Genomic DNA, 26948 nt, shown 5'->3' on the forward strand with positions numbered 1-26948 from the left:
GTCGAACGAAATCAGCCTTCCCGCTCGCCGGTGAAGTTCAACAGCAGCTGGAAGATGTTGACGAAATTGAGATAGAGCGAGAAGGCGCCGAAGACCGCCAGCTTCTGCTGCGATTCCGCATCGAAATTCTCGGCGTAGCGCTCCTTGATCGCCTGCGTGTCCCACGCGGTCAGGCCGACGAAGACGAGGATGCCGATGACCGAGATGGCGAACTGCAGCGCGCTCGATCCGAGGAACAGGTTGACGATGCTCGCGATGATCACGCCGATGAGGCCCATGATCAGGAACGAGCCGAACTGCGACAGGTCCCGCCGCGTCGTGTAGCCGTAGAGGCTCGTCGCGCCGAACATCGCGGCGGCGATGAAGAAGGTGCGGGCGATGCTCGTGCCGGTGAAGACGAGGAAGATCGAGGCGAGCGACAGGCCCATGACGCCGCAGAAGGCCCAGAACAGGCCCTGCGCACCGGCCGCCGACATCGTCTGGATGCGGAAGGAGAAGAACAGCACGAAGGCGAGCGGCGCCAGCATCACCACCCACTTGAGCGGCGTCGAGAAGATCGGCACGTAGAGCGCCGGCGTCGTGCCGACGATGAAGGCGACGACGCCCGTCAGCACGAGGCCGAGGGCCATGTAGTTGTAGACGCGCAGCATGTGCTGGCGCAGGCCCTCGTCGAAGAGTGCCCGGTCGACGCGGGCACCGCCCGCCTGCCAGCCGTAGCCATAGTTCGGCATGTTCATCGCTTCGTTCTCCTGGGGTGGATCAATAGCCTGGGTTTGAACTCAGTAGAGGGCCCGGACCAACCGGCCGGCAGCCCGGTCGAGGTCCTTGGAATCGGCGCGCGCCACCAGCGCATAGGCGACCTCGCCCATCTGCCAGTAGGCGGCGGCGAGATCGCCGTGGTGAGCGACCGACGCCGGCACGACGTCGAAGGCGCCCGGCCGCACGGCGAACAGCGACACCGTTCCGAGCGCCTCGGTGCGGATCGCCATCTCGACGCTCGGCCCGAAGGTGGAGGGGAAGATCTGCACGTCGGCGACGGACCAGCCCTCGGGCAGGGGCGGCAGGCCGATCGCCGTCGCCGAGCGGATCTCGGCGGGGTCGTAGCGCGGCGCCGCCGGCTGGGAGGCCATGCCGGCGCGCACCTCGGCCGTGCGGTGCGCCTGCATGGCATCGACCACATAGGCCGGCGGGATCGCCGAGGCGACGACCTCGCCGACGCGCAGGGCGCCGAACTCGGCATGGGCGAGCCAGCCGGCCGCGACGAGGACGGCGACGGCCGCCACCTTGCGCAGCTGGCGCAGGAAACGGTCGCGCGACAGCCCCCGCTCCAGCCGCAGGGCCGCCTCGGCCGTCTCGCTGCGTCCGACGTAGGGCGGGCCGGCGAGCGCCAGCCGCAATTCGTCACGGATCTTGAGGTCGGTGATCACCCGCACGGCCTCGTCCGGATGCCGGCACAGGTGGGCCTCCACCTCGATCCGGCGCGCCACGGGCAGCTGGTCCTCGACATAGGCCTCGAGATCGGCCTCGGTGATCGGATCAATGGGACGGTCCATCGGATCCTCCTACGAGTTTGAGCACAGGCGCCTTGCCGACGCGGGTGCCGGCCTCGCCCTCCTCGAGTGCCCTGAGCGCCGCGCGCGCCCGGGCGAGGCGCGACATCAGCGTGCCGGAGGGGATGCCGAGGGCCTTCGCCGCCTCGGCGAAGCTCATGCCCTCGATGGCGACGAGATGGAGCGCCGCGCGCTGCTCCTCGGGCAGGTCCATGAAGGCGCGGCGCAGCTGGGCGAGGCGCAGCTGCTGGTCCTGGACCGCCGGCTGGTGCGCGGGATGGAGATCGGCCACGAGCGCCTTGCGGCGCTCGTCCGCCCGCCGGGCCCGCTGCCCGTCCACGAAGAGGTTGTGGAGGATGGAGAACAACCATGCGCGCAGGCCGCGGCCGGGCTCGAAGCTGCCACGCCGCTCATAGGCGCGCAGCAAGGTGTCGTGCACGAGGTCCTCGGCGGCGACGTCGTCGCGCGTCAGCGACCGCGCATAGCGGCGCAGCGCCGTGAGCTGTCCGAGGGTGTCGAAGCGGGACCGTTGCGACGTCATCAGCTCCATATACGGAGCCGCCGCCCGAGTTCGTCCCTCGCACGTCGAAATTTTTTCTGCGGCCCCGCGCCCCCTACACCACGCCGGCGTCGACGATGAAGTTCTGGCCCGTGCACATGCGTGCCTCGCCCGACAGGAGGAAGACGATCATCGCCGCCACGTCCTCGGGCAGGATCTCGCCGGGCAGCGCCTGGCGCTCGGCCGCGCGGGCGAGCCGCTCGGCGGTTGCGGCGGCGCGCTGACGCTCCGTCATCACCCAGCCGGGCGTGACGGCGTTGACGCGCACGCCGCCCGGCCCGAGTTCACGCGCCAGCGAACGCGTGAAGCCGATGACCGCCGATTTCGCCGTCGTATAGGCGATGAGGTTGACCGCGCCCTGCATCCAGGAGGTGGAGGCGAGGTTGACGACCGCGCCGCGGCCGGCGCGCAGGCCCGGTGCCACCGCCTGGGTGACGAACATGAAGTGGCGCAGGTTCACGGCGAGGCGGTCGTCCCAATAGTCCGGCGTCACCTCGGTGAAGGCATGGCGCTCGTCATGGCCGGCGTTGTTGACGAGGAGCGCGACGGGGCCGGTCGCCTGCTCGCCGTCCCGGATCGCGGCAACCGTCGCCGCGACGTCGCGCAGGTCCGCCCGGCGGAAGACGACGCCCGGCGCCTCGGCCACGAGCCGCTCGCCCTTGTCCGCATCGATGTCGAGCACGAGGCAGCGGGCGCCCTGGCGCGCGAGCGCCATGACCGTCGCCCGGCCGATGCCGTCCGCACCGCCGGTGACGAGCGCGACGCGGCCGGCAAGATCGGGGTAGAGCGCGCTCATCCCGCGAAAGCCGCCGTGGGCAGGCCCGGCACGGCGACCGGCAGCGCGAAGAGCCCGCCCGAGAACGGCGCCTCGGTGAGCACGCGCGAGGGCAGGCGCACGCGCGCGGAGGTGATGAAGAGCGTCTTCAGGTCGGCGCCGCCGAAGGCGACGCTCGTCGGCCGCGGCACGGGCAGGCCGACGTCGCGGTCGATCCGCCCGTCGGGCGCATAGCGGCGCACGCGCCAGCCGTCCCACAAAGCGCACCAGACGAAGCCGTCGCTGTCGACGGCAAGCCCGTCCGGCCTCCCCTCCTCGGGCGGCACCTCGGCGAAGACGCGCCGGTTCTCGACCGTGCCCGTCTCGGGATCGCAATCGAAGGCATAGATCCGGCCGGGCACGGAATCGACGAAATAGAGCGTACGCCCGTCCGGACTCCAGTCGAGCCCGTTGGCGGCGGTATAGCCGGAGGAGACGCGCCGCCAGGAAAGGTCCTTCTCGATGACATAGAGCGAGCCTGAGGTGCGGCTCGCGTCGAGGCGCATGCTGCCTGCCCACAGCCGCCCCTGCCGGTCGCATTTGCCGTCGTTGAAGCGGTTGTCGGGAATGTCCGCCTCGGGGTCGACGAGCGGCGTCGTCGCGCCCGTCGCGAAGTCGAGCCCGACGAGGCCCGTCTGCGTCAGGGCGACGAGGCCCCCGCCCAGGCGCGGCAGGAGCGCGCTGATGAGCTGCGGCAGGCGCAGTTCCTCGTTCTCGCCCGTCACCGGGTCGAAACGGTTGGCCGAGGGGGCGAGGATGTCGACCCAGTAGAGCCGCTCTTGCCCGGCGATCCACACCGGTCCCTCGGCGAGATGGGCGCCCCATGGCAGGACGCACGCGACGGCGGGATCAGCGCCGTGGCCGGGCCCGAGCTGGGAGGTGATGTTCATCGGCGCGGCGCCAACATTGCCCGAGACCTGCCGCGCCGCCGCCATGAGATCGCGGCCGAGCACGTGCAGGCGGTCGTTGGGAAGGCGCGCGCTCGGGCCGAAGACGCCCATCACCGCGATCGCCTTGCCGGTATGGTCGAAGATGGGCGCGGCGGCGGACGAGACGCCCTCGACATGCTCGGACACCGAGATCGCATAGCCGCGGGCGCGGATCAGCGCGAGTTCCGCCGTCAGCGCCGCCTCATCGGCAATGGTATTCGCCGTGTGCCGGGTGAGCCGGATGCGGTCGAGGAGCGCCCGCTGCTCGTGCGGCGCGGCGAAGGCGAGGAGCGCCTTGCCGCCCGCCGTGCAATGGAGCGGCGCCCGGCGGCCGACCTCGATACGGAAGCCGAAGGCGCCGCCGCGGCTGCGCTGGTCGATGTAGAGCACCTCGTCCGCATCGATGGTGGCGATGGCCACGGTCTCGGCGATCTCGTCGGCCAGGCGGTCGAGGACCGGAGCGGCCGCCCCGCGCAGGTCGAAGGATTCCCACACCCGGTGCGCCAGCTCGAAGAGCCGGTGGCCGAGACGATAGGTGCTGTCGCTCTCCTCGTGCCGCACGAGGCGGAAGAGGACGAGGGTGTTGAGCATGCGCGCCAGCGTGCCCTTGGGCAGGCCGGTCGCCGCCTGCAGGTCCTTGAACCGCGGCGGCGTCTCCGCTTCGCCGATGACCTCGAGCAGGTAGAGCCCCTTGGCGAGTGCGGCCGCGCCGGTGGGGACGTCCCGCTCCTCCGGCCTTACGACCGCTGCCGCGCGCTGCGCGCCGCGACCGCCTCGTCGATCATGCGCTCGATGGTCCATGTCGGCGTAAATCCCAGTCGTTCCCGGATCTTGCGGTTGGCCGTCCGGTAGTGGACGCCCGGCCCCGGCAGGTTGACCTCGCGCAGGGGCAGGCCCGTGCGCTCGGCCATGAGCGGCAGGGCGCGCGCGAAGTCAACCGGCTCGCTCGCCCCGAGGTTGAAGACCTCCCCGGCCGCGGCCGGATGGCGCAAGGCGAGCAGGATCCCCTCCACCATGTCGCGCGTGTCGGTGATGTGCATGGCGAAGGGCCGGCCGTTCTCGTTGCGCGACAGGACGAGCGCCTCGCGGCCGTCGTCCACCGCCACGAGCGCCGCGACCGCCGCCGCGTTGCCGAAGGCCTGCTGCTGGCGGATCTTTGGGTGAAGGAAGAAGCGCGGACCGGAGAAGAAGCTGTCGGGATCGAGCAGCTCGGCCGCATCCTGCGTGTGCGAGAAGCGCAGGATCACCGTCTCCAGGGCGCCCGTGCGGCCGAGGAAGCGCACGATCTCCTCGCCGAGGAGCTTGGTGAGGCCGTAGGGCGTGCGGGGCGCGAGCGGATGGTCCTCGTCGATGGGCTGATAGGCCGGCACGTTCTCGGGATAGACCTCGCCGGATGAGGCGAAGACGAAACGCCGGCAGCCGGCGGCCGCGGCCGCCTCGGCCACCATGCGCGTGCCGGTGACGTTCGCCTCCCAGAGTTTGTCGGCATCCTCGCGCCGCCACGACATGAAGGCGCCGAGATGAAGAACGGCCTTAGCGCCCTCCGCCGCCTGCCGTGCGGCGGCCGGGTCCGAAAAGGCGCCGACGACCTCGCGGTAGCGGGGATGATCGATGCCGGCCGGGCGCAGGTCGAAGCCGACGACCGCCTCGCCTTCGTCGAGGAGGCGGCGCGCGACCCGCGATCCGACACGGCCGGCACTTCCGGTGACGACGATGCTCATCGGAGGATCCTCATGGGACGATGCTCATGGGACGATGCTCATGGCGAAACCTCAGCGGATGGCCCGGTGCGTCTCGGCATCGAAGACGTGCAGGCGCGCCGGGTCGAAGGACAAGGTGATGGGCTCGCCCGTGGCCACCGCGCCGGCATCGACGAGCCGCGCGATGAGGGCGTCGCCCCGGCGCTCGTCGTCGGCGCCCTTTGCGTCCGCCGGCGCGCCGCGGTTCTCGTGCGGCAGGTCGACATAGATGTACTTCTCGCTGCCCAGGCTCTCGACCAGCCGCGGCCTCACCGCGAAGGAGACGGGGCCGTGCGCCGGCCCGATGTGCTCGGGACGCAGGCCGAGGATGACGGGCCGGCCGGCGATGCCGGGCACCGCCGCGAGCGGCACCGGCAGGCAGACGTCCTGCCCGAAGAGGCTGACGCGCGCGCCGCGCTCGTCGGCGGTGACGTTGCCGAGGAGGAAGTTCATGCCGGGCGAGCCGATGAAGCCGGCGACGAAGAGATTTTCGGGCCGGGCGAACATGGTGTCGGGATCGGCGATCTGCTGGATCTCCCCGTCACGCATGATGACGATGCGGTCGGCCATCGTCATGGCCTCGATCTGGTCGTGGGTGACGTAGATGGTGGTGACGCCGAGGCGCTTGTGCAGGGCGCTGATCTCGGCGCGCATGTGCACCCTGAGCTTCGCGTCGAGGTTCGAGAGCGGCTCGTCCATGAGGAAGGCCTGCGGCTCGCGCACGATGGCGCGGCCGAGGGCGACGCGCTGGCGCTGGCCGCCGGAGAGCTCCTTCGGCCGCCGGTCGAGCAGGTGGTCGACGGCGAGGATCTTCGCCGCCTCCTTCACGCGCCGGTCGATCTCGCCCCGGTCCATGCCGCGCATCTTGAGGCCGAAGCCCATGTTGCGGGCGACGGTGAGGTGGGGATAGAGCGCGTAGTTCTGGAACACCATGGCGATGTCACGGTCGCCGGGCGCGAGGTCCGTCACGTCCCGCTCGCCGATGAGAACGCGGCCGCCGCTCGCCTCCTCGAGGCCGGCGAGGATCTTCAGCATGGTCGACTTGCCGCAGCCCGACGGACCGACGAAGACGACGAACTCGCCGTCGGCAATGTCGAGGTTGAAGTCCCTGAGCACCGTGACGGCGCCGTAGGACTTGCGGACGTTCTCGATGCGGATACCGGCCATAAATCGCTGCTCCGGATTACTTCTCCGCGCCGGCGGTCAGGCCGCCGACGAGATAGCGTTCGAGGAAGAGGTAGATGACGAGGATGGGCAGGGCGACGAAGACCGCCGCGGCCGAGATCTCGTTCCAGTCGGTGACGTATTCGCCCTTCATGGTCGTGATGCCGAGGTTGGCCGTCCAGCTCTGCTGGGCATTGGTCAGGAAGGTGCGGGCATAGGCATAGTCCGACCAGGACAGCACGAAGCCGTAGAGGGCGGTGGCCGCGAGGCCCGGCGTCGCCACGGGCAGGATGACGCGGAAGAGCGCGCCGAGCGGCGAGCAGCCGTCGACCATCGCCGCCTGCTCGAGCTCGCGCGGGATGGTGTCGAAATAGCCCTTCAGCATCCAGGTGGTGAAGGGCACGATCAGCGTCGCGTGGGCGAGCACCACCGACCAGAGACTGCCGATGAGCCCGACGGAGCGGAAGATGCCGAAGAGCGGGATGACGAGCAGCGTCGCCGGCAGCATCTTCGCCGTGAGGATGAAGAGGCCGAGGGACTGGCCGCCCCGCACCCTGAAGCGCGACAGCGCGTAGCCGGCAAAGACCGATACTGTCATCGACAGGGCGACCGAGCCGAGCGCCGCGAGGGTCGAGTTGGTCAGCCACAGGAGCATCGGCCGCTCCTCGGCGATCCGCGAGAAGACCTGCCATTGCGGCACGTCCGGCCAGAAGCGCGGCGGCAGCGAGCGCAGGTCCGCCGGCGGCGAGATGGCCGTCACGAACAGCCAATAGATCGGGAACAGCAGCACCGCGCAGGTGGCGGCGACGCCGAGATAGAGCGCGATGCGCGAGGACCGGAGCTTCATCGCCGCCTCCTCAGTACATGGCCTCGGCGCGCCGGCCGACCATGAGAAGGCTCGCCAGCACGCACAGGACGAGGGTGACGATGCCGACCGCCGAGGCGTAGCCCATCTTGAAGAAGCCGAAGGCCTGCTCGTAGGTCATGATCGACAGCGTCTGCGTCGCCTTGAGCGGCCCGCCGCCGGTCAGCACGTAGATGATGGAGAAGTCGCGGAACACCCACAGCATGACGAGCACGATGGTGACGCCGAGCACCGGCATCAGCGTCGGGATGGTGATGTTGGTGAAGCGCTGCCAGGCATTGGCCCCGTCCACCTTCGCCGCATTGTAGAAATCCTCCGGGATCGACTGCAGGCCGGCGAGCGCCATGATGGAGACGAAGGGATAGCCCTTCCAGATCATGGTGATCGCCACCACGGCGAAGGCGGCGTCGGGGTCCGAAAACCAGTTGATCGTCTGGCTCGTCAGCCCGAGCGTGATGAAGAGCCAGTTCATCAGCCCGAAGGAGGAATCGAAGATCCAGGCGAAGATGACGACGGCGATCACCTCCGGCACGGCCCACGGCAGGGCGACGAAGAGCCGGGCGATGCTGCGGCCGCGGAACCTGTTGTTGACCAGCAGCGCCGTGGCGAGCCCGAGCACGAAACAGGCGCCGGTGACGATGACGAGCAGCTTGAACGTCACCCAGCAGGCCATCCAGAACTCGGCCGAGGTGAAGAGGCGCTCGTAATTCGCCAGCGTGAAGGGCCGCCGCGGCTGGTCGAGCCGGGCGATGCCGACGTTCTGGAACGACAGGTCGAGCGAGATGAAGAGCGGATAGACGATGATGAGCGCGATCAGCAGCACGGCCGGCGCGAGCAGGAGATAGCCGAGCCAGTGCCGCCGGCTGGGACGCGCGAGATCGAGGCCGAAGCGGCGACGACGGCCCGGCGCGCGGGCGGCAAGCGGCTGCGCGGGGATGGACTGCGTGGACATGACGATAACCTTCTCACCGCGCCCGGGGTGCGGGAGCCCGCCGGCGAGGCCGGCGGGCCGGTGCTCGAGCTGAGGCCTTTACTGTTTCTGGATCGCCTCGGCCTTCGCCTGCATCGTCGCGGCGACGGCCTTGGGGTCGAGGTCCTGGATGATCATGCGCTGGGCCTCTTCCATGACCATCTTGGCGAATTCGTTGTACTGGATCTCGAGCCCGGTCGGGATGCGGTCGACGCCTGCCTTGGCGGCCGCCTGGGCCGCCTCGACGAGCAGGTCGAAATGCGGCGTCTCGCCCTTGGCGCCCGAGACGTCGGCCCGCGGGCTCGGTGGCGTCGAGGCGGCCATGGTGGCGTATTTCGTCTGGAAGTCGTCCGAGGTCGCGAGGGCGATGAAGTCCCACACGAGCGCCTTGCGGTCGTCGGAGATCTCGCTCGCCATGCCGAGCACGTTGGACGAGCCGCCGACCGGCGGATCGAAGGGCACCATGGCGAGCTTCAGCTTATCCTTGGCCGCCCCCTTCTGCATGATGGGATAGAGCCAGGGGCCGTCGAACTTCATGGCGATCTTGCCGTCGGCGAAGAGCTGGCGCACCTCGCCCGCCGAGAGGTCGCGCGGCGTGAGGTTATCCTTCACCACCGCCTTCCAGCGGGTGAGGCCCTCGACCATCTCCGGCGTGTCGATGGTCACCTTGCCGTTGGCGTCGGTCCAGCGCCCGCCGGCATCGAGGACATAGTTCAGCATCTCGGAGAGATACTGCCCGCCGCCGCCCTTGGTCTCGTGGCCGGTGCCGAACTGGTCGAGGATGCCGTCGCCGTTAAGATCCTTCGTGGTCTTGCGGGCCGCGGCGATGAACTCATCCCAGGTCCTGGGAACGGCGAGCCCCTCCTTCTGCAAGAGCTCCTCGTTGTAGCCCATGACGTAGCCGAAATAGAGCATCATGATGCAGACGGTGTCGCCCTGCCATTCGCAGGTCTTCTGGCCGGCCCAGCCGTCGAGGTTGAGCTTCGCCTTCTCGATCCAGGGATCGAGGTTCTCCAGCCAGCCGTTGTCGGCGAATTTCTGGAACTCGAAGGAGGCGAGATGGACGATATCCGGCGGCGAGCCGCCGGCGAACAGCGTCGTCATCGTATCCGAATAGGCGCCGCGCTCGACCTTCGTCCACTCGATCTTGACGCCCGGGTGCTTCTCCTCGAAGGCCTTGATGAGTGCGCCCCACCAGTCGCCGACGCCGCGCTCGTCCTTCTGCCAGGAGACGAACTTCAGGGTCGTGTCGGCCGCGGCGGGGGCGATGGCGCCCGTCGCCAGAAAGGCGCCGGCCGCCGCGGCGAGGCCCAGGGCTTTCAGTCTCTTCGTCAGATGCATGGCTTCCTCCCGTGGTCGCCTTGGGTCTGTTTCTTATGATCGCAACAGGTCGAGCGCCTCGCTTGACGGCTCGACGCCGAGCCCCGGCCCCGTCGGCAGGGTGTAGAACCCGTCCGCGCAGTCCATGTCGCCGGTGAGCAGGCGGCGGTTGGGCTCGAAGATGGAATGCTGGAACTCGTGGCAGTCGACGGCGGCGAGCGCCGCGCTCGCGTGCAGGCTCGCCGCGAGGAACAGCCCGATGCCGATGGTCGCGTGGGGAATAACCTTGAGGTGATGCGCCTCAGCATAGCCGCCGATGCGCATGAACTCGGTCACGCCGGTGTGGCCCATCTCCGGCTGGATGATGCCGCAGGCCCGGCGCTCGACGCGCGGCACGAGATCAAAGACCGTGCGCCACTCCTCGCCGGCCGCGATCGTCGTCGACACCTGCGCGGCGACGCGGGCGAGACCGGCGAGATCCTCCGTATGAACCGGCGCCTCGGCGAACCAGAGGTCGTGCGGCTCCATGGCCCGGATGAGGCGGATCGCCTCCTCCGCCGTATGGGCCCAGTGCATGTCGCAGGCGATGCGCGCATCCGCGCCGAGGCGCTCGCGCAGCGTCGCTATTTCCTTCGCGAGGCCGTCGTCGGCGACCGGCGCGGCGAACTTGAACGACGAGAAGCCCTTCTCCTGCCAATGGGAGGCGAGATCGGCACGGGCGGCGCGCGTTCGCTCCGGCAGGCCGGAGACATAGGCCGGGATGCGCTCGCGCCGCTGGCCGCCGAGGAGCTTGACGAGGGGCAGGCCGGCGAGCTTGCCGGCAAGATCCCACAGCGCGATGTCGATGGCGGCGAGCGCATCGAGATAGAAGCCGCCGGTATAGCCGCGCACGCGCATGAGGTCGTAGAGGTCGTCGTGGATGACGGCCGCGTCGAGCGGGTCGCGCCCGACGACGAAGGGGCCGAGCAGGTCCTCCACCAGCGCCAGCACCGTGGCCGGCGCGACGATGCCGTAGGTCTCGCCCCAGCCGACGGCGCCGCCCGTCGTCTCGATGCGCAGGACGACACTGCGGTCGATCGTGGGATAGACCGTGCGATTGCCCTTGCGCACGATGTAGCCGCGCGCATTCACTTCCTCCCCGGGCCGCAGCGCGCCGAGATAGGGCGTCTCCCGCGGCAGGGTGATGGTGTGGGCGGTGACGGACGCGACGCGCTCGGCCATCAGCGTGCTCCCACGGCTTCGGCTGCCGCCGGCGGCATGACGGTGAGGAGATCCGCAACCTCGTCGAACCAGCCGTCGATATCGGCCGTGCTCCACGGATCGAGCTCCGGCGTCGGCGCGCGCACCTCGGCGTTATGGAGGACGCCGCGCCGCCTCAGCACGTGTTTCGTCAGGCGCATGCGGTAGAGCGCCTGCAGGGCGAGGAGCGGCAGGCTGCGCATGTAGAGCGCGCGGGCGCGGGCGCGGTCCCCCGCCTGCCAGGCACGGTCGAGCGCCACGTGCAGGTCCGCGAGCTCCAGCGCCGGCATGGCGCCGCAGGCGCCGCGGGCATATTCGTCGAGGATGTAGCGCGCGCCGCCGCCACCGATGACACCAGCCAGATGCGCCGGCGCCTCGGCGAGGATCGCGGTGATGGCCGGACCGGAGGGCAGCGTCTCCTCCTTCACCCAGCGCACCGCCGGCACATCCCGCACGACCGCGAGGATCGTTCGCGGGTCGAGATCCGAGCCGCGCGGGGCCGGCGCGTTCTGCAGGACGATCTCGAGGCCCGGCACCGCCTCGGCGACGCCGCGAAAGAAGGCGGTGACCGCCTCGCGGTCCGCGCCGATGCCCCGCGGCGCCTGGATCATCACGCTGCCGACGCCGGCAGCCAGCGCATCCCGGCAATGGGCGATCGTCTCTTCGAGCGAAGCTGCGCTCGCCCCCGCGACGACCGGGACCTGCCCTGCAACCGCATCGACGACAACGGCGAGGAGGCGCCGCCGCTCCTCGCCGGAGAGGCTCTCCACCTCGCTGGCGAAGCCCGGGAAGACGACCCCATCAACCCCGCTCCCGAGCGCGAAGGCGACGAGGCGACGCATGGCCGCTTCGTCGATGGCGCCATCAGGCCGGAACGGCGTCGGCAGGACAGGCAGGATACCCCTCAGCACAGCGTCACTCCCTTTTGATCCATATATTGGATCATGTGTTGCTTATTGTGGATCATATGTCCGGGTGCTAAGCAGTGTCAACCGAGAGAGATGGGAGGAGGTCCTGGAATGAGCGCTGACGCAGCGAAACGTGGGCCGAAGGGCGTGCCCGACGTCGTCCTCGATTGGGGGCCGGCGAATTTCCGCGCCCTGCTGATCGGCCCGGACGGCCGGGCGAGCGATCAGATCGACACGCCGGAGGGCATCCAGTCTGTGGCGGACGGCGATTTCTCCGGGCTCCTTGCGCGCACGCTCACACCGTGGCGGCAACGACGCGGCCCCTTGTCCATCGTCGCCGCCGGCATGATCGGCAGCCGCAACGGCTGGTTGGAGATGCCCTACGTGCCGACGCCGGCGAGCCCGGCGGATCTCGCGGCCGCGGCACGGCGCCTCGAACTCGAAGGGGGCGACACCGTCACTTTCCTGCCCGGGCTCACCCATCGGGCGGCCCGGCCCTATCCGGATGTGATGCGGGGCGAGGAGACACAGCTCGTCGGCTTCGGCCTCGGGCGGGACATCACCGTCGTCCTGCCGGGCACCCATGCCAAATGGGCGCGCATCGCCGGCGGGCGCATCGAACGGTTCCAGACCTTCGTGACCGGCGAGATCTTTTCGACGCTGTCGCGCCACTCCTTCCTCGCCAAGGTCGCGGCACCGCCCGACGCCCCCGACCGGGAGGCCTTCGCACGCGGCCTTGCCGCTGCGCGCGACACCGATCCTAGCGCCGGCGCGTTGCTGACCCGCCTCTTTTCCGTCCGCACCGGATGGCTCGCCGGAAAAATCGCGCCGGGCGCGATGATCGACTATCTCTCCGGCCTCGTCATCGGCTGGGAATTCGTCGAGGCCGAGCGCGGCGGCTGGTGCAAGGCCGGCGACACGGTCGCCGTCGTCGGTGACGACGAGCTCGTCGCCCTCTATTGCCGCGCCGCCGAAGCGAGCGGGCTTGCTGTCGTCACGGGGCCCGAGGACGCCGCCGTGCGCGGGGCGCTCGCCATCGCCGCGCTTGTGTGATCTAGCCGCGGCCCGGCCGGCGCCCGCCCGACAAGGCGATGACGGCGATGATGATGAGGCCGGTGAGGATGAGGCGGACGCCGGCCCCGACGCCGAAGGTGTTGAGCATGGTCACGAGCAGGTAGAGAAACAGCGACGCGCCCCAGATGCCCGGCACGTTGGAGAAGCCGCCGGCGACCGAGGTGCCGCCGATGACGACGACCGCAATGGAGGCGAGCAGGAACTCCTCGCCCATGTTGAGCGAGGCCCCGCCCGAGAAGCCGGCGAGCAGCGCCCCGCAGAAGCTCGCGAAGACGGCGCTGAGGACATAGGTGGCGAAACGCACGCGCGCGACGCGGATGCCGGCGAGCCCCGCCGCCCGCGCATTCTGCCCGATGGCGAGCACCGAGCGGCCGTAGACCGTGCGGCGCAGCACGAGCGCCATCGCCGCCGCGACCAGGATGGCGATGATGGCGAGGATCGGCACGCCGAGAACGCGCCCGGTCGCCAGCTCCGCGAACACGGGTGGCGGCTTGATGCGCAGGCCGCGGCCATAGGCGATGGCGGTCGACTGCACGAGGAAGCTCGCCGACAGCGTCGCGATGATGGGCGGGATGGAGAGGATGCGGATCAGCGCGAAATTGAAGCAGCCGATGGCGAGCCCGACGGCGGCGACGGCGGCGAGCCCCGGCACGATCATCGCGTTGCTGCCGTCCATCACCTTCATGGCCACGGCCCCGGCGAGCGCGATATTGGCGGGGATCGACAGGTCGACATTGCCGGGTCCCGTCGTGATGACGAACATCTGGCCGATGCCGACGATGACGTAGAAGGTGGCGAAGGTGAGCGCCGCCGTCAGCACGTCGCCGCCGCCCTTGCCGCTGGTGAAGGCGATCGTCGCGAGGAAGATGAGGCCCGCGCCGACGAAGGACCACAGCCAGGGCCGCTCAGCGGACCAGTCGGCGAGGCGGGAGAAGGCGCTTTGCCGCATCAGCGCCTCCGCTCGAGCCGGTTGACGAGGGCGCGCAGAGCGAGGACGACGATGAGGATGGCGCCCTGGGCGCCGATCTGCCAGTCGGGCGAGATGCGCAAGAAGGAGAGGAGCGAGCCCGCGAGCGTCAGCGTCATGGCGCCGAGGACCGCGCCGACGGGCGAGACGCGCCCGCCGACGAACTCGCCGCCGCCGAGGATGACGCCGGCGATGGACAGGAGCGTGTAGCGGATGGCGATGTTGGCGTCCGCCGAGGTGGTGAGGCCGACGAGCGACAGGCCGCTGAGGACGCCGAAGAAGCCGGCGAGCGCGAACATCGTCACCTTGGTGCGCAGCAGCGACCAGCCGGCCCGCGCCACCGCCACCGGATTGCCGCCCGCCCCGCGCAGGATCGCCCCCCAGGCCGAGCGCATGAGGCCGACATGGACGACGAGCGCCAGGGCGGCGCTGACGAGGATGGCGAACGGCACCAGGGGCGTCCTGACCTTCACGAGCGCCGCGAGCCAGGCCGGCGCGCTGCCGCCCGGCGAAGGCAGGAGCAGCACCGAGCAGCCCAGCCAGAAGAAGGACATGCCGAGCGTGACCACGATCGACGGCAGGTTGCGCAGGTGGATCAACGCGCCGACGAGCGCATAGACGACGACCGCGCCGAGGAGCACCGCGACGCCGAGGAGCGGCGTCGCATTGAGCCAGGTGGCGCCGACGCAGGCGACGAAGCTGACGAAGGCGCCGATGGAGAGATCGAGGTCGTTGACCGTGATGACGCAGAGCTGCGCGATGGTCGCGAAGGCGATCGGCATCGCGAGGTTCAGCATCAGGTTGAAGCCGAAATAGCTGATGGCCCGCGGCTGCACGAACCAGATGGCGACGAGGAGCGCCGCGAGCGACAGGGCCGGCAGCGCCGCCCTGACGAGGCGCGGCGAAGGCATCAGAACGTTCATGCCGCCTCCTCGGCGAAGGAGGACTGCAGCACCCGCTCCTCGGTGATCTCGTCGGCGGCGAGCTCGGCGACGATGACGCCGGCGCGGAAGACGTAGACGCGGTCGCAGTGACGCAATTCGTCGAACTCCGTCGTGTACCAGAGGAAGGTGCGCCCGCGCGCCGCCTCCGCCCGGATCATGCCGTAGACCTCCTGCTTGGTGCCGACATCGACACCGCGCATGGGATCGTCCATCAGCACGATGCCGGCATCGGAGGCGAGCGCCCGCGCGAACAGCGCCTTCTGCTGGTTGCCGCCGGAGAGCGAGAGGATGCCGTTGCCCATGTCGGGCGTGCGGATGGCGATGCGCTGGCGCCATTCCTCGGCCATGCGCACCTCGGCCGCGGGATCGATGAGCCCGAACCGGCGCAGGCCACCGAGGGACCGGATCGTGATGTTCTCCGCGATGCTCCACAGCGGGAACACGCCGTCCGACTGGCGGTCGCCGGCAACGAAGGCGACCGCGCCGGCAACGCGCGCGTGCGGCTCGCGCCCCTGCGCCGCGGCATTGATGCGCACGAGGAGATCGGTCTGGCCGTGGCCGGCAAGCCCGGCGAGGCCGACGATCTCACCCCGGCGCGCGCGAAGGCTCCGCCCGTCCGCCTGCCGCGCGGGACGCGCCTCGACCACGATCTCGCCCGCCGGCTGCGCCGCCGCCGCCCGCTTCGCATCCTCCTGCGCCGCGACGGAGCCCATGGCGGCGACGAGGCTCTCGCGCGTGAAGACTTCGGCCGGGCGGGTCTCGACGACGCGTCCGTCCTTCATGACGACGACGCGGTCGCTGGTCGCGAGGATCTCGCCGAGCAGGTGCGAGATGAGGATGACGCTGCCGCCCCGGGCGACGAAGCGGCGCACGAAGGCCATGAGCTGCTCGGCCACCACCTGGTCGAGCGAGGAGGTCGGCTCGTCGAGGATCACGAGGCGCAGCGGCTCGTCGGTGACGAGGAAGGCGCGGGCGATCTCCACCATCTGGCGACGGGCGATGGAAAGGTCCGCCACCACGTCCGCCGGGTCGATGCCGTGGCGCGGGAAGATGTCGTCGAGCATGGCCGCCATGGCCGCGCCGGCGCGCTTGCGCCAGCCGAAGCCCCGGAAGGCGCGGTGCATGACGCGGGCGTTCTCGGCCATCGTCAGGTTGGGGCAGAGCGACAGCTCCTGAAAGACGCAGACGACGCCGTGCGCCCGGGCCGCGGCCACGCCGGCGCTCGCCGTGATGTCGTCGCCCGCGACCACCAGCCGGCCCTCATCGGCGGCGAGCGTGCCGGCCAGGACCTGCATCAGCGTCGACTTGCCGGCACCGTTGTGGCCGACGAGGCCGAGGCACTCGCCGGCGCGCACGTCGAGATCGACGCCAGCGAGCGCGCGCACGGCGCCGAAACTCTTGCGCACGCCCTCGAGCTGCACGATGGCGGAGGCGGACGGAGCGTCCATGGACCTGTCCCGTTCGATGCAAGCGGGAGAGACGGGAAGCCGCCCGGCCATGTCCGCCGGGCGGCTCCGATTGAGGCTGTTCGGTCTACTTGCCGGCGACGACGGCCTTGGCCTCGTCGAGCGTATATTCCTTGTTGGCGACGCCGCCCGGCTCGGTCGCCTCGAGGGAGGCCTCGAGGTTGTCCTGGTCGATGCGCAGGAAGGGCACGACGAGGTCCTTCGGCACGTCCTGACCGTCGAGGATCTGCTGCGCCACCCAGAAGGCGAGCGTCGAGACACCGGGGGCGATGGAGACCGACATGGTCTCGTAGCCGTTCGCGTCCTTCTGCTCCTTCCACCACGTCAGCTCGTCGTGGCGGTTGCCCATGATGATGATCGGCGTCGGGCGCCCGGCCGCCTTGAAGGCCTCGGCCGCGCCGTAACCGTCGCCGCCCTGGGTCACGACGGCTGCGATCTCAGGCAGGCTCGGCAGGATGCCGGCCACCGCCTTCTGCGCCACGGTCTGCGCCCAGTCGCCGTTGACCGAGCCGACGACCTTGAACTTCGGATGCTTGGCGACGCCCGCGACGATGCCCGAGTGGATTTCCTCGTCCACGGAGACGCCGGCGAGACCGCGGATCTCGAGCAGGTTGCCGCCGTCGGGCAGGCGCCCGGCGAGATAGTCGAGCTGGTCCGAGCCCATCTTCTTGAAATCGACCGCGATGCGCCAGGCGCACGGCTCGGTGACGATGCCATCGAAGGACACGACCGTGATGCCGGCGTCGCACGCTTCCTTCACCGCGCCATTGAGCGCCGTGGGCGAGGCCGCGTTGACGACGATGGCATCGTAGCCCTGCAGGATGAGGTTCTGGATCTGCGCCGCCTGCTCCGTCGCCTGGTTCTCGGCGGTGGTGAAGGCGTCCGCGGCCGCCACCACCTTGTCGGCCACGGCCTGGGAGGTGACCTTCTGCCAGCTCTTCAGCATGGCCTGGCGCCAGGAATTGCCGGCGTAGTTGTTGGACAGGGCGATCTTCTTGTCCGCCGTGTCGGCGAGAGCCTGCGGCGCGGCGAGAAGCCCGAGCGCGGCCGAGGCAAGCAGCAACCTTGCGATCTTCATCGTTTCACTCCCCTTGACGTGACGCCCCGTTCATCGGGGTCTTTGGCCGCGCGGCAAGCGCCGCGATCTAACCGATTTATGCCGGTGACGTAACCAGCGGTTGCAAAGGCTGTCAACTCGCTGCTGCCCAACGATAAGGAAGGGCCGGCACCGGCCAGCCAAGCTCACCACGCGGGCAGGTACCGCGCAAGACACTCCTTCGGCGCACCCTCGGGTGCGGCGCCGCACATCAGACCAGCCTCTCCTCTTGACGAAAGCGAGCCGGCGCGATTCCAGTGGTGTAGCTGCTGCGCCGCTGATCCGGCACCGTCCTGTCGATGAGGCCCGTCAATGTGTCGCTTTCTCGCCTACCACGGGGATCCGATCTTCCTCGAGACGCTCGTGTGCGCATCGGAACATTCGCTGGTGCACCAGTCGCTCCACGCGGCCGAGTGCAAGACGGCGACCAACGGCGACGGCTTCGGCATCGGCTGGTACGGCGAGCGCGACATTCCCGGCCTCTTCCGCGACCTGCGCCCGGCCTGGTCCGACGAGAACCTGCGCTCCGTATGCACGCAGGTGCGCTCCGGCCATTTCTTCGCCCATGTGCGGGCGGCGACCGGCACCGTCACCAGCCGTGCCAACTGCCATCCCTTCGCCCACGACCGCTGGATGTTCATGCACAACGGGCAGATCGGCGGCTATGCGCAGATCAAGCGGCGACTCGAAGCCGCCCTGCCCGACGCGCTCTACCACGCACGGCAGGGCACGACCGATTCGGAGGCCCTCTTCCTGCTCGTCCTGGCCGAGATCGCGAAAGGCAGCCCGCCGCCCGAGGCGGTTGCCGCCACGCTCGGCTTCACCAAGGCGCTGATGCGCGACGCCGGCGTCGACGAGCCGCTGCGCTTCACCGCCGCGCTGACGGACGGCGAGACGCTCTACTGTTTTCGCCTCGCCTGCGACGACCGGCCGGCGAGCCTCTATTTCAGCGAGCAGCCGGGCGCGGTGACCGTCGCCTCCGAGCCGGTGGACCGGGGCGGCGATCACTGGCAGGCGGTGCCGCGCGGCGCCTTCATCACGGTGCGTCGCGGCACGGCGACGACGGTCGCGCCCTTTCCCTGGGCCGCCGAAGCCGTGGCGGCCTGAGCACGGCGGCCGGTCCGTTCAACCGGGCGACCCGTCGGCGTGAGCCGGTTTCGGCAAGCAGTGCAGCCAGGTCATCGGTGCACCGCGCTTTTCCGTGAGCATGGCGCGCAGCTGCGCACGCTGGCGTTCCGTCCGGGCGAGGAGCGCCGCGGCCGTCGTCGCAACTTCGGGATAGCAGGCCGCGACGAGGGTCTGCGTGTGGCTGCGGGCGAAGCGCGCCTGCAGCATGGCCGTTACGCCGGGGACGAACATCTCGTGCAGCTCGACGAGAATTTCCGTCCGCGCCAGCGCCGGCACCTGCGCCGGATCGAGAAGGTCCGCCTCCGCTCCCTCCACATCCATCAGCACGAAGGTGTCCGCCGTTGCGGCTAATGCCGCCTCGAGCGCCTCGGGCGTGCACTCGCCGCGGATGTCGACCGCGCCATCGAGCCCGTTGAGGCTGCGATAGCGCGCGAGAAGAGCGGCGCGGGTGGCGTCCATCTCGTAGGCGATCACCGGTACGCCCGGCAGGCGGTGCGCGAGGCCGAGGGCGTAGTAGCCGTAAGCCGCGCCGACATCGATGACCGCTGCGGGCGCCCGCGCGATGACATCTTCGATGACCGGCACCAGCGCGGCCTCGTAGGTGCCGACGATCTGGGCATAGTACGAGCCGCCGATGCCGCTGTCGGGAAAACGCAGGCCCGCGAAGGGCCCACCCATGATCCGGCCGCGGGCGTGCCGTTCCACGTGCGCCGCCATGGCCCCGTAGCGCAGCCGGTGCGCGTGGCGGCGCAGCGCGCGCCAGGGCCGCATCAGGAAGGGAGCATGTTGCTTGAGGGTGGCACGGATCATGGCGGGGTCCTGGCTCTGCTGGCTGCGAAGCGCCGGTCGGCACCGGCGAGGATGGCGGTGACGCGTTCACGAACAGGCGACGCCTGGCGCGCCACCGCCCGCTCGACGACGAAGCGCGCCCGTGGCGCAAGGCGCGCATAGGCATTGGCGAACTGGCTGAGATAGGCGCTGCGCCAGCCGACCATCGCGTCGAGCTCGTGCATGGCCTTGCTTCTTGCGGCGGGCGAGAGCTCCGCAAGACGAGACAGGGCGAAGGGCAGGCGCCGGGCCGATACCCAGCCCTCGCGCGGCCCCGTGGCGTAGGAGCGCATCAGGCTGTCCTCCCACACCGCCGGCAAGGCTCCCGACAGGGCGGCGATTTCCGCATGGCGCAGCCAGAGATCGGCATCGTCGGGATAGCGCTGCAGGGCGTCCGTCACTGCGGCGATCGCCTCGGCGAGGGCCGGTGCCAATCCGTCGCCGGCTTGCGCAGCGCGCGTGACCGCGGCAGAGGCTTCCTCCACGCGGTGCCGGACGAGGTCCTCCGGCCAGGGAGCCAGCGCCGCAAGGTCCGCGTCGGGCATCATGGTTGCCGCCAGTTGCGCCGCGGCGGCCGTCGTGAGGACGAGGGCGAGAGCGACCATCAGGCCCCGATGGGGCTCAGGCCTCGCCATCGGCCCCCCCGTAGCCCCCGATGCCGTAGTGGTACTGGTAGGCGTCGGTCGTCGCCTTCGAGAGAACGGCCCCGGTCACCCGGTCGGCATTGTCGGCAAGCGTGCGCATCGCCTCCTGCACGGCGGCGCGATCGGTCCTGCCCCATTCGACCACCAGCAGGGCGCCATCGGCACGGGCGACGATGGCGCGGCTGTCGACCACGGGCAGAAGCGGCGCCGCATCGACGATGACATGGTCGAAGGCAAGCCGCAGCCGCTTGAGCATCGTGTCGAAATGGCCGGTTTCGATGAGCTCGGCGGCATTGGCCACCGCGCCGGCCCGCACGGTCGGCAGGAAGGTCAGTCCCGTCGCCTCGTCCTCCACGAGGATGGTCTCCAACGGCTGCTCCCCGCGCAGGACCTCGATGAGGCCCTGTTCGGCGTGTGGCGTCAGGGCGCGGGTGAGGGCCGGATTGCGCAGGTCGCCGTCCACCAGCACCACGCGCTCGCCTGCGGCCTTCAGCGCGAGCGCCAGATTGGCGGCGATCGTCGACTTGCCCTCCCCCGGCAGGGCCGAGACGACGACGAGCACCTGGACGCCGCGGCCGCGATCGGCGAAGCGCAGGCCGACGCGAACCGTTCGCACCGCTTCTGCAAAGGCCGACAGCGGCTGCTCGACGAGAATGCGCATCAATGCATCCGCCGGCCGGTCCACCGCCCACAGCCATGATCGGGAGGTGGCGGGCCCGGCTGTACGCGGTTCGGACTGCACCGGCCGCGCCTGTTCCTCGACGAGGGGCAGGACACCGAGGCAGGGCAGGCCGAGATAGGCCTCGACCTGCTCGATGCTGCGGAAGCCGGGATCGAGGTGCTCGAACGCAAAGGCGAGCGACAGGCCGGTGAGGAGGCTGCCGGCACAGGCTACCGCAAGAACCAGCAGCGTCCTCGGGTAGCTCGGCCGCATGGGCACCATGGCCGGGGAGATGATCTCCGCATCGGCGATCTGGAGGCTCTGCTGCTCCAGCGTTTCCTTGGAGCGTGCCAGGAATTGCTCGTAGACGGAGCGCAGGGCCTTGGCCTCACGCTCGAGCTCGCGCAGCCTCACCGTCGACTCGCCCCAGCGGGCGGCCTCCTTCTTCAGCTCGGCGAGGCTCGCCTCGAGCGATGCCTCGCGCCCGACGGCAACCTCGTATTCGTTGCGCACACCCGACAGGATGCGGGCGAGCTCGGCGTCGATCTGCTGCTGCAGGTCGTCCACTTGGGCCCTGGCGGCGGTGACGCTCGGGTGCTGGCCGCCGTAGCGCGCGCCGAGCTCCGCCACGCGGCGTGCCGCTTCGGCGAACTGCGTGCGCAGGTTGGTGACGACGAGGGAGCCGAGCGCCTCCGCGATACCCGGCGCTCCGCCGCCGGTCCCGGCCGCTTCGCGGATCTGCGCGAATTTCGCCCGCGCCTCGGCGGTCTTCGCCCGCGCCAGGATCATCTGCTGGTTGATCTCGGCGATCTGCTGCTCGAGCAGGTTGTCGCCGGACCCGACGGAGACGAGGTTGTGCTCCGCCTTGTAGTGCTCGACCGCCCGCTCGGCGCCGCGCACCTGCTCACGCAGCTCCTCGAGGCGCGCGCCCAGCCACAGGGAGGCGCGCTCCGTCGCCCGGTACTTGGCCGCGAGCTGGCCCGCGAGATATTCGTCCGCCACGGCATTGGCGAGCCGCGCGGCCTTCTGCGGGCTCTGCGACGTCACCGTGATCTCGAGGACGTAGGTCAGGCCGCGCCGCTTCACCCGCGTGCGCTCGCGCAACGCTTCGAGCACCGCCGCGCGCCGAAGGGCCGCCTCGTCATGGCCGGAGGCATGCCGGCCGATCGAAAGCTGCTCGGCGACGCGGGCCAAGAACCCCCGCCTGGCGAATTCGGGATCGTTCTCGAGCTTTTCCCGCTCGATCACGCGCAGGGCGAGCGTCGGCGATTCGATGACCTCGACCTGGCTTTCGACGGCGGCCGCGTCCGATCCGATCCCCGAAAGCACCGCCTCGGCGGAGATCACGCGCTGCTGGCGCGGATCGATCAGCACGACGGCGGTCGCGCTGTAGCGCGGCTCGATCAGCACCAGCGCCAGGATGGTGAGGGCGAGGATCAGGCAGACCGTCGTCACCACGACGCCGCCGCGACGGCGGAGCACGAGCCACAGGCCGCGCAGGTCGAGGACATCTGCGGGCGCGAGGCCGTGAGCCTGCCCCGCCGGGGCGGCCGGCAGGCGTGCACCCTCGCTAGAACTTCGCTTCAGCATTGAGCCCGAGGAGCGTTCTGGAAAAGACGTCGATCAAAGGTCGACCTGCGGATCGAGGAGCGTCGTCGTGGCCGAGTGACAGGCGCCGGTGGAGATAGCCGCCGGCCCGATCCGTGCGGCGGCATCACCTTGTCCTGGCGCGGATCCCGGCATCGTCCGGCCCTGCGATCGGAACCGGACCAGCCACAGCGACATCGTCACGGCCTTGACGGGCTGACGATCCTTGCGGCGGGCGCATGGCCGCCTCCCAAAGCAATCGGAGGGGGGACGGGGCCGGCCGGCTCAGACGTCGCGGCCGTTTCCGCGGCCTCCGATGCGCAGGTTGCCGTCTCGAGCAGATCCTTGAAGCCCTCGTCGTCCCCGCCGGCGACCGCCCGGCTCACCGCGGCCGATGCCGCCGCATCGACGTCACGCAGGGCCTCGACGGCACAGGCGATGCCTTGCGCGGCAGCCGTCCGCTGGCCGGGCGCCGAACGGCGCACGGCCGTCAGCAGTGGCCCGACCCCTGCAGGACCGGCGATGAGATAGGCGGTCACGGCCCGCGTCAGCCCGGGGCCGCCGTGGGGGTGCTGGCGCAGCAGCTCGGCCGGCGATCGCGGAGCCGGCTGCACATCGACCCGCGCCGCCAAGGGCGCCATCGACGCGCTCACCAGCAAAGAGGCCGCAGCAAGAGCGCCGCAGGGGCCCAGAAAATGCGTTCTCGCCTGTCGCCGCCCTGCACAGCGCAACGGCCGGAAGAAAGATGTCAACATGGCAACGTCCTCACAACCGCCGCTGGCCGGGGCCACGTGCGTCACGTGCCGGGCACATATCTAGAAGTGCAATACAGAAGTTATACAATCATAAGATGTCATCACCGGTGACGCAACGTGGGGGCCTGCACGCCGGTCTGGCGTCCGGTGCGGGTCATGAGCAGGAGCGCGGAGTGGAGATTGGTGAGCGCGTAGCGGCGCAGAAGCCGCCGCGGCTCGAGCGCGAGGCGGTACAGCCATTCCAGGCCGCAGGCCTGCATCCAGACCGGCGCCCGGCTGTGGCGTCCGGCGAGGAAGTCGAAGAGGCCGCCGCTCGTCTTGAGCAGCCCCACCCGACGCAAGCGGTCGCGATTGCGGACGCAGAACAGCTGCTCGCGGGGAACGCCCATCGATACCCAGACGATATCCGGCGCCAGCGCGTCGATGCGCTGCGCCACCGCCTCTTCCTCGTCCTCGGCGAAAAAGCCGTGATGGGTGCCGACGATGGTCAGCCGGGGATAAAGGGCCGCGACATTGCGCGCCGCGGCAGCGCAGGTCTCGACCGTGCCGCCGAGAAGGAAAAAGCTCAGGCCCTCGTCCTGCGCATGGCGGGCGACGTCATGGAACAGGTCCGTCGTCGCGACACGTTCCGGAAAGGGGGCGCGGCTCAAGAGCCGCGAGGCGAAGACGGCCGACATGCCGTCCACCGCAAGCCCGCCGCAGCGGCGGAACAGCGCGCGCACCGCCGCCTCGCGATGATAGCGCGAGATCGTCTGGCCGTTGATCGACGAGAAGAACGGCGGTGGTGCCTCGCCGCGCGGACGGCAGCGGCATATCGCCCCGAACAGTTCGGCCCATTGCCGGCGGGTGAGGCGCTCCCCCGGCAGGCCGCCGACGGTCAGGCGCGGCAGGCGGCAGGCGGCAAAGGCCTCGTAAAGCGCTTCAGCATCGCTGAAGGCAACGACCGGTGGACGCGCCCTGAGGCTGCTGGGCAGTCGCATCCCGACCTCTCGATAGCATAACGGAAGTTCAATAAGCGTCGTGACGCCATATCTGCGCGAAGGTCATGCGCAATATCTTCAGGTCAAATCCGAACGACCAGTTGTCTGCATAGAACAGATCGAGATCTATTCTCTTCCGCATCTTCTCGATCGTATCCGTCTCGCCGCGGCAGCCGTTGACCTGGGCCCAGCCGGTGATGCCGGGCCTGACATTGTGCCGCCGGGCATAGGAGCGGATCAGGGCGTCGTAGTAATCGTCGTGGGCGAGCGCGTGGGGACGCGGGCCGACGAGCGACATGTCTCCGCGCAGGACGTTGTAGAGCTGGGGCAGTTCGTCGAGGCTCGTGCGGCGCAGGAAGCGTCCGATACGCGTCACGCGCGGGTCGTGACGGCGGGCCTGGCGGATGACGGGGCCGTCGTCCATCCTCGTCATCGTGCGGAACTTGTAGATGACGAAGCTCGACCGGTTGAACCCGTGCCGGCGTTGCCGGAACAGCGCGGGGCCGGGGCTGTCGAGGCGCACGACCACGGCGATGATGAGGAGCAGGGGCGCCAGGATGACGAGCACCGTGGCCGCCACCGCCACGTCGAAGCAGCGCTTGACCGCGACTTCGCTGCTGTCGAGCGGCGGGCGCGCCAGCTGCAGGAAGGCGGCACCGTCGAGAAGACGCAACTTGGCTTCGGGAAGCCGGCCGATGATCCGGTCGGGGCAGAGATGCACGGCGACCGGCAGCTCGGCCAGGCCACGCAGGATGCGGGCGATGCGCTCGTCGTCGGTCCACGGCAGGGCGACGAAGACCTCTTCCACCGCCTGCCGCCGCGCGAAGTCGAGCACGCTCGCGCGGCAGGCCGGCCCGGCGTCGAACAGCGCCGCATCGACGTGGCCGACCACCTCGAGGCCGAGGGCGTCCGCATTGAACGCGTCGGCGAATCCCGTCATGCGCCCCTGCTCGCCGACGAGCATGACACGGCTGCGGGCGAGATAGCCCGACGCCTGGGCGAAACGGGCGACCGCGCCGAACAGCCGGCCGGTCAAGGACAGGACGCCGAGGCCGATCAGGGCGATGATGCAGGCCGCGGCCCGCGAGAGATCGCCGCCGAGCTTGGTGGCGAAGGCGATGACAATGGCGGCCACCATCACGCCGAGCCAGGTGCGGCGCCGCATCCGCGCGTGACCGGCACCCGTCAGGCCGGGCATCTCGTAGCCGCGGCGCTCGAAGATCAGGAGGGCGGTCGTGCCCGCCACGGCAGCGCAGAAGACCAGCGCCACGTCCGGCGGATAGGGCGTTCCCAGCCACCATGCGTGATAGCCCCGGTAGACCGCCGTCGCGGCGATGTACAGCGCCCAGAAGTCGACGAGCGCGCACAGGATGGCGAGGAACAGCCGATCCATGGCCATCGTGCGCCGCTTCGGCAGGGCTGCGTCGACGCGCATCGCGACGACGGGACGACGGCGGTCCGTGCGGGGCTGGTGCAACATCGCTTCAAGCAATTGAGGGAGGAACCCGGCTCCTCCGGCAGGCGTCCGATGCGGACAGCCTGTGGACAGCAGGCATATATGAATTCTGCGTCCTATAGATGCATCGTTCAATGCATGCACTGTCAGGTTGTGACGCAATTTCTGACGACACTGTCAGCCGGCGCCGCAGTCGCTGAGGAGCCGCTCGTAGGCACGGGCCATCGCGTCGGCGCTGTAGCGCCTTTCGAGGCCCCGGCCGGCCTCGCCCAGCCGCGCCAGTGCTTCGGCATCGCAGAGCAGCGCCGTCGCAGCCGCGCCGAAGGCCGCCTCGTCCCGTGCATCGGCAAACCGGGCGCAGGGCTCGCCGTCGACCTGCAGCACCTCCCGCAGCACCGGCAGGTCATGGGCAAGGACCGGAACACCGGCTGCCGCCGCCTCGACGACCGCGAGCCCGAAAGTCTCGGCCAGCGAGGGAAAGACGAAGAGATCGAGCCCGGCGAGGATGTCGCCGACCGCCTCGGCGGGCTGCTCGCCGAGGAGGTGCAGACGCTCCTCGCAGCCGAGTTCGCGCGCAAGCGCGACGAGCGCCTCCCGCTCCGGCCCCTGGCCGACGAGGACGAGGTGCCGCCTGGCGTCGCACGGCAGCAGCCGCACCGCCGCCGGGAGGTTCTTGAGCGCGTGCAGCCGCGCCACGCAGCCGATGACCGGCGCTTCCGCGCCGAGGCCGAGCCGGGCCCGCAAGGCCCGGCGCGCCTCGCCCGGCGGCAGGCGGCCGGTACGCGGTTGAAAGCCGTGGTCGATGCGCACGACGCGGCGGCGATAGGCGGCGGGGTAGCTGTCGTATTCGCGCGCGACCTCGCCGGAATTGACGATGACGCGTGTATAGAAGCCGGACATGCCCAGCATCGTGTCGAGCGCGGCCAACGCGGGCCGCATGGCGAGGGTGGCGGAGGTGCGGTTGGCGAGGACGCAACGGACGCCGGCCACCCGCGCGATGGGCGCGGCGATCACGTTGCCCCAGTGCTGGAAGGCGACCACCGCATGCGGCCGCACCCTGCGCAGATGGCGCAGGAGATCGAGGAGAAGCCGGAAGAGCGCGACGGCATCGCGCGGCCGGCCGGCGGTGCAGTAATGCACCCGCGCCAGGCCGTCGTAGAAGCCCGTGCGCCGATAGAGAAAGCAGTGATGCACCTCGAAGCCCCGGTCCGCGAGCTTCTCGCCGAGCAGGCGTGCCAGTTCCTGGGCGCCGGCACCTTCGGCCTGAGGCTGGATGAACAGCAGTCGAAGGGAGCCGTCAGCCAT

General features: G+C 70.1%; 25 protein-coding genes. 2 read left to right on the forward strand and 23 right to left on the reverse strand.

What is annotated here, in order from left to right; genetic code table 11:
* Positions 1-11 precede the first annotated feature (11 nt).
* From AL346_RS20915 to AL346_RS20970, 12 genes are all read right to left on the reverse strand, one after another.
* On the reverse strand, positions 12-737 hold the full coding sequence (locus tag AL346_RS20915; protein WP_019400518.1) for a Bax inhibitor-1/YccA family protein: 726 nt from the start codon (positions 735-737) through the stop codon (positions 12-14).
* A 42-nt stretch (positions 738-779) separates the two neighbouring features.
* Positions 780-1553, reverse strand: a complete 774-nt coding sequence (locus AL346_RS20920; protein ID WP_019400519.1) for an anti-sigma factor — start codon at positions 1551-1553, stop codon at positions 780-782.
* A complete protein-coding gene (locus tag AL346_RS20925) occupies positions 1537-2091 on the reverse strand; it encodes a sigma-70 family RNA polymerase sigma factor (protein ID WP_026014832.1) in 555 nt (184 codons plus the stop codon). The genes AL346_RS20920 and AL346_RS20925 overlap by 17 nt, the downstream gene beginning before the upstream one ends.
* A 73-nt stretch (positions 2092-2164) precedes the next feature.
* Positions 2165-2905: an SDR family NAD(P)-dependent oxidoreductase gene (locus AL346_RS20930; protein WP_019400521.1), complete on the reverse strand. Its 741-nt coding sequence runs from the start codon at positions 2903-2905 to the stop codon at positions 2165-2167.
* The gene (locus AL346_RS20935; protein ID WP_019400522.1) at positions 2902-4653 is read right to left on the reverse strand and encodes an SMP-30/gluconolactonase/LRE family protein; all 1752 of its coding nucleotides are present in this window, start codon (positions 4651-4653) and stop codon (positions 2902-2904) included. The genes AL346_RS20930 and AL346_RS20935 overlap by 4 nt, the downstream gene beginning before the upstream one ends.
* Positions 4590-5573, reverse strand: a complete 984-nt coding sequence (locus tag AL346_RS20940) for an NAD(P)-dependent oxidoreductase (protein ID WP_019400523.1) — start codon at positions 5571-5573, stop codon at positions 4590-4592. Before AL346_RS20940 ends, AL346_RS20935 begins: the two co-directional genes overlap by 64 nt.
* 51 nt (positions 5574-5624) lie before the next feature.
* Positions 5625-6758: an ABC transporter ATP-binding protein gene (locus tag AL346_RS20945; RefSeq protein WP_019400524.1), complete on the reverse strand. Its 1134-nt coding sequence runs from the start codon at positions 6756-6758 to the stop codon at positions 5625-5627.
* A gap of 16 nt (positions 6759-6774) precedes the next feature.
* Positions 6775-7602, reverse strand: coding sequence for a carbohydrate ABC transporter permease (locus AL346_RS20950; protein ID WP_019400525.1), 828 nt, complete (start codon positions 7600-7602; stop codon positions 6775-6777).
* Positions 7603-7612: 10 nt separating this feature from the next.
* Positions 7613-8572: a carbohydrate ABC transporter permease gene (locus tag AL346_RS20955; protein WP_019400526.1), complete on the reverse strand. Its 960-nt coding sequence runs from the start codon at positions 8570-8572 to the stop codon at positions 7613-7615.
* A gap of 78 nt (positions 8573-8650) precedes the next feature.
* The gene (locus AL346_RS20960; protein ID WP_026014833.1) at positions 8651-9913 is read right to left on the reverse strand and encodes a sugar ABC transporter substrate-binding protein; all 1263 of its coding nucleotides are present in this window, start codon (positions 9911-9913) and stop codon (positions 8651-8653) included.
* A 51-nt stretch (positions 9914-9964) separates the two neighbouring features.
* The gene (locus AL346_RS20965) at positions 9965-11131 is read right to left on the reverse strand and encodes a mandelate racemase/muconate lactonizing enzyme family protein (RefSeq protein ID WP_019400528.1); all 1167 of its coding nucleotides are present in this window, start codon (positions 11129-11131) and stop codon (positions 9965-9967) included.
* Entirely contained in the window at positions 11131-12060 is a 930-nt protein-coding gene (locus tag AL346_RS20970) for a dihydrodipicolinate synthase family protein (protein WP_040403489.1), read from the reverse strand. Before AL346_RS20970 ends, AL346_RS20965 begins: the two co-directional genes overlap by 1 nt.
* A 108-nt stretch (positions 12061-12168) precedes the next feature.
* Between AL346_RS20970 and AL346_RS20975 the strand changes: the two genes are divergently transcribed.
* A complete protein-coding gene (locus tag AL346_RS20975; RefSeq protein WP_050996443.1) occupies positions 12169-13110 on the forward strand; it encodes a 2-dehydro-3-deoxygalactonokinase in 942 nt (313 codons plus the stop codon).
* Position 13111: 1 nt separating this feature from the next.
* Here AL346_RS20975 and AL346_RS20980 read toward each other — a convergent pair whose 3' ends face one another.
* The 4 genes from AL346_RS20980 to AL346_RS20995 all read right to left on the reverse strand — a co-directional run bounded on the left by AL346_RS20980 (position 13112) and on the right by AL346_RS20995 (position 17586).
* Positions 13112-14080: an ABC transporter permease gene (locus tag AL346_RS20980; protein ID WP_019400531.1), complete on the reverse strand. Its 969-nt coding sequence runs from the start codon at positions 14078-14080 to the stop codon at positions 13112-13114.
* Positions 14080-15021 (reverse strand): ABC transporter permease, encoded by a 942-nt coding sequence (locus AL346_RS20985; RefSeq protein ID WP_019400532.1) that lies wholly within the window; start codon positions 15019-15021, stop codon positions 14080-14082. The genes AL346_RS20980 and AL346_RS20985 overlap by 1 nt, the downstream gene beginning before the upstream one ends.
* The gene (locus tag AL346_RS20990) at positions 15018-16490 is read right to left on the reverse strand and encodes a sugar ABC transporter ATP-binding protein (protein ID WP_019400533.1); all 1473 of its coding nucleotides are present in this window, start codon (positions 16488-16490) and stop codon (positions 15018-15020) included. The genes AL346_RS20985 and AL346_RS20990 overlap by 4 nt, the downstream gene beginning before the upstream one ends.
* Before the next feature lie 85 nt (positions 16491-16575).
* Positions 16576-17586 carry an ABC transporter substrate-binding protein gene (locus tag AL346_RS20995; protein WP_019400534.1) on the reverse strand — a complete coding sequence of 337 codons (1011 nt, stop codon included), beginning with the start codon at positions 17584-17586 and terminating at the stop codon, positions 16576-16578.
* Positions 17587-17916: 330 nt separating this feature from the next.
* On the opposite strand from AL346_RS20995, the gene AL346_RS21000 reads away from it, so the two are divergent.
* Complete coding sequence (locus tag AL346_RS21000; RefSeq protein WP_053194115.1) at positions 17917-18711, forward strand: class II glutamine amidotransferase; 795 nt, start codon at positions 17917-17919, stop codon at positions 18709-18711.
* An 18-nt stretch (positions 18712-18729) separates the two neighbouring features.
* On the opposite strand, the gene AL346_RS21005 is transcribed toward AL346_RS21000, so the two are convergent.
* The 7 genes from AL346_RS21005 to AL346_RS21035 all read right to left on the reverse strand — a co-directional run bounded on the left by AL346_RS21005 (position 18730) and on the right by AL346_RS21035 (position 26948).
* Entirely contained in the window at positions 18730-19542 is an 813-nt protein-coding gene (locus AL346_RS21005; RefSeq protein WP_019404681.1) for a hypothetical protein, read from the reverse strand.
* Positions 19539-20195: a hypothetical protein gene (locus AL346_RS21010; protein WP_156332910.1), complete on the reverse strand. Its 657-nt coding sequence runs from the start codon at positions 20193-20195 to the stop codon at positions 19539-19541. Before AL346_RS21010 ends, AL346_RS21005 begins: the two co-directional genes overlap by 4 nt.
* Positions 20182-22455: a polysaccharide biosynthesis tyrosine autokinase gene (locus tag AL346_RS21015; protein WP_019404683.1), complete on the reverse strand. Its 2274-nt coding sequence runs from the start codon at positions 22453-22455 to the stop codon at positions 20182-20184. The genes AL346_RS21010 and AL346_RS21015 overlap by 14 nt, the downstream gene beginning before the upstream one ends.
* Positions 22456-22652: 197 nt before the next feature.
* On the reverse strand, positions 22653-23207 hold the full coding sequence (locus AL346_RS21020) for a hypothetical protein (protein WP_156332911.1): 555 nt from the start codon (positions 23205-23207) through the stop codon (positions 22653-22655).
* Positions 23208-23308: 101 nt separating this feature from the next.
* Positions 23309-24187, reverse strand: coding sequence for a WecB/TagA/CpsF family glycosyltransferase (locus AL346_RS21025; RefSeq protein ID WP_019404685.1), 879 nt, complete (start codon positions 24185-24187; stop codon positions 23309-23311).
* Between the two features lie 28 nt (positions 24188-24215).
* Positions 24216-25622: an undecaprenyl-phosphate glucose phosphotransferase gene (locus tag AL346_RS25710; protein WP_245303248.1), complete on the reverse strand. Its 1407-nt coding sequence runs from the start codon at positions 25620-25622 to the stop codon at positions 24216-24218.
* A gap of 198 nt (positions 25623-25820) precedes the next feature.
* Positions 25821-26948 carry a glycosyltransferase family 4 protein gene (locus AL346_RS21035; protein ID WP_019404687.1) on the reverse strand — a complete coding sequence of 376 codons (1128 nt, stop codon included), beginning with the start codon at positions 26946-26948 and terminating at the stop codon, positions 25821-25823.

The sequence above is a fragment of the Chelatococcus sp. CO-6 genome (assembly GCF_001271345.1).
GTDB lineage: Bacteria > Pseudomonadota > Alphaproteobacteria > Rhizobiales > Beijerinckiaceae > Chelatococcus_A > Chelatococcus_A caeni.

Excerpts from the sequence above, each read along its gene's own strand:
- AL346_RS20915 (WP_019400518.1), bottom strand. The coding sequence starts at position 737 with ATGAACATGCCGAACTATGGCTACGGCTGGCAGGCGGGCGGTGCCCGC.
- AL346_RS20980 (WP_019400531.1), bottom strand. The coding sequence starts at position 14,080 with ATGCGGCAAAGCGCCTTCTCCCGCCTCGCCGACTGGTCCGCTGAGCGG.
- AL346_RS20995 (WP_019400534.1), bottom strand. The coding sequence starts at position 17,586 with ATGAAGATCGCAAGGTTGCTGCTTGCCTCGGCCGCGCTCGGGCTTCTC.
- AL346_RS20975 (WP_050996443.1), top strand. The coding sequence starts at position 12,169 with ATGAGCGCTGACGCAGCGAAACGTGGGCCGAAGGGCGTGCCCGACGTC.
- AL346_RS20920 (WP_019400519.1), bottom strand. The coding sequence starts at position 1,553 with ATGGACCGTCCCATTGATCCGATCACCGAGGCCGATCTCGAGGCCTAT.
- AL346_RS21010 (WP_156332910.1), bottom strand. The coding sequence starts at position 20,195 with ATGGCGAGGCCTGAGCCCCATCGGGGCCTGATGGTCGCTCTCGCCCTC.
- AL346_RS20940 (WP_019400523.1), bottom strand. The coding sequence starts at position 5,573 with ATGAGCATCGTCGTCACCGGAAGTGCCGGCCGTGTCGGATCGCGGGTC.
- AL346_RS20925 (WP_026014832.1), bottom strand. The coding sequence starts at position 2,091 with ATGACGTCGCAACGGTCCCGCTTCGACACCCTCGGACAGCTCACGGCG.
- AL346_RS20935 (WP_019400522.1), bottom strand. The coding sequence starts at position 4,653 with ATGGACCATCGAGCGCATGATCGACGAGGCGGTCGCGGCGCGCAGCGC.
- AL346_RS20955 (WP_019400526.1), bottom strand. The coding sequence starts at position 8,572 with ATGTCCACGCAGTCCATCCCCGCGCAGCCGCTTGCCGCCCGCGCGCCG.
- AL346_RS21015 (WP_019404683.1), bottom strand. The coding sequence starts at position 22,455 with ATGCTGAAGCGAAGTTCTAGCGAGGGTGCACGCCTGCCGGCCGCCCCG.
- AL346_RS21025 (WP_019404685.1), bottom strand. The coding sequence starts at position 24,187 with ATGCGACTGCCCAGCAGCCTCAGGGCGCGTCCACCGGTCGTTGCCTTC.
- AL346_RS25710 (WP_245303248.1), bottom strand. The coding sequence starts at position 25,622 with ATGCGCGTCGACGCAGCCCTGCCGAAGCGGCGCACGATGGCCATGGAT.
- AL346_RS20990 (WP_019400533.1), bottom strand. The coding sequence starts at position 16,490 with ATGGACGCTCCGTCCGCCTCCGCCATCGTGCAGCTCGAGGGCGTGCGC.
- AL346_RS21005 (WP_019404681.1), bottom strand. The coding sequence starts at position 19,542 with ATGATCCGTGCCACCCTCAAGCAACATGCTCCCTTCCTGATGCGGCCC.
- AL346_RS20950 (WP_019400525.1), bottom strand. The coding sequence starts at position 7,602 with ATGAAGCTCCGGTCCTCGCGCATCGCGCTCTATCTCGGCGTCGCCGCC.
- AL346_RS21035 (WP_019404687.1), bottom strand. The coding sequence starts at position 26,948 with ATGGCTGACGGCTCCCTTCGACTGCTGTTCATCCAGCCTCAGGCCGAA.
- AL346_RS21000 (WP_053194115.1), top strand. The coding sequence starts at position 17,917 with ATGTGTCGCTTTCTCGCCTACCACGGGGATCCGATCTTCCTCGAGACG.
- AL346_RS20985 (WP_019400532.1), bottom strand. The coding sequence starts at position 15,021 with ATGAACGTTCTGATGCCTTCGCCGCGCCTCGTCAGGGCGGCGCTGCCG.
- AL346_RS20930 (WP_019400521.1), bottom strand. The coding sequence starts at position 2,905 with ATGAGCGCGCTCTACCCCGATCTTGCCGGCCGCGTCGCGCTCGTCACC.
- AL346_RS21020 (WP_156332911.1), bottom strand. The coding sequence starts at position 23,207 with ATGTTGACATCTTTCTTCCGGCCGTTGCGCTGTGCAGGGCGGCGACAG.
- AL346_RS20945 (WP_019400524.1), bottom strand. The coding sequence starts at position 6,758 with ATGGCCGGTATCCGCATCGAGAACGTCCGCAAGTCCTACGGCGCCGTC.
- AL346_RS20965 (WP_019400528.1), bottom strand. The coding sequence starts at position 11,131 with ATGGCCGAGCGCGTCGCGTCCGTCACCGCCCACACCATCACCCTGCCG.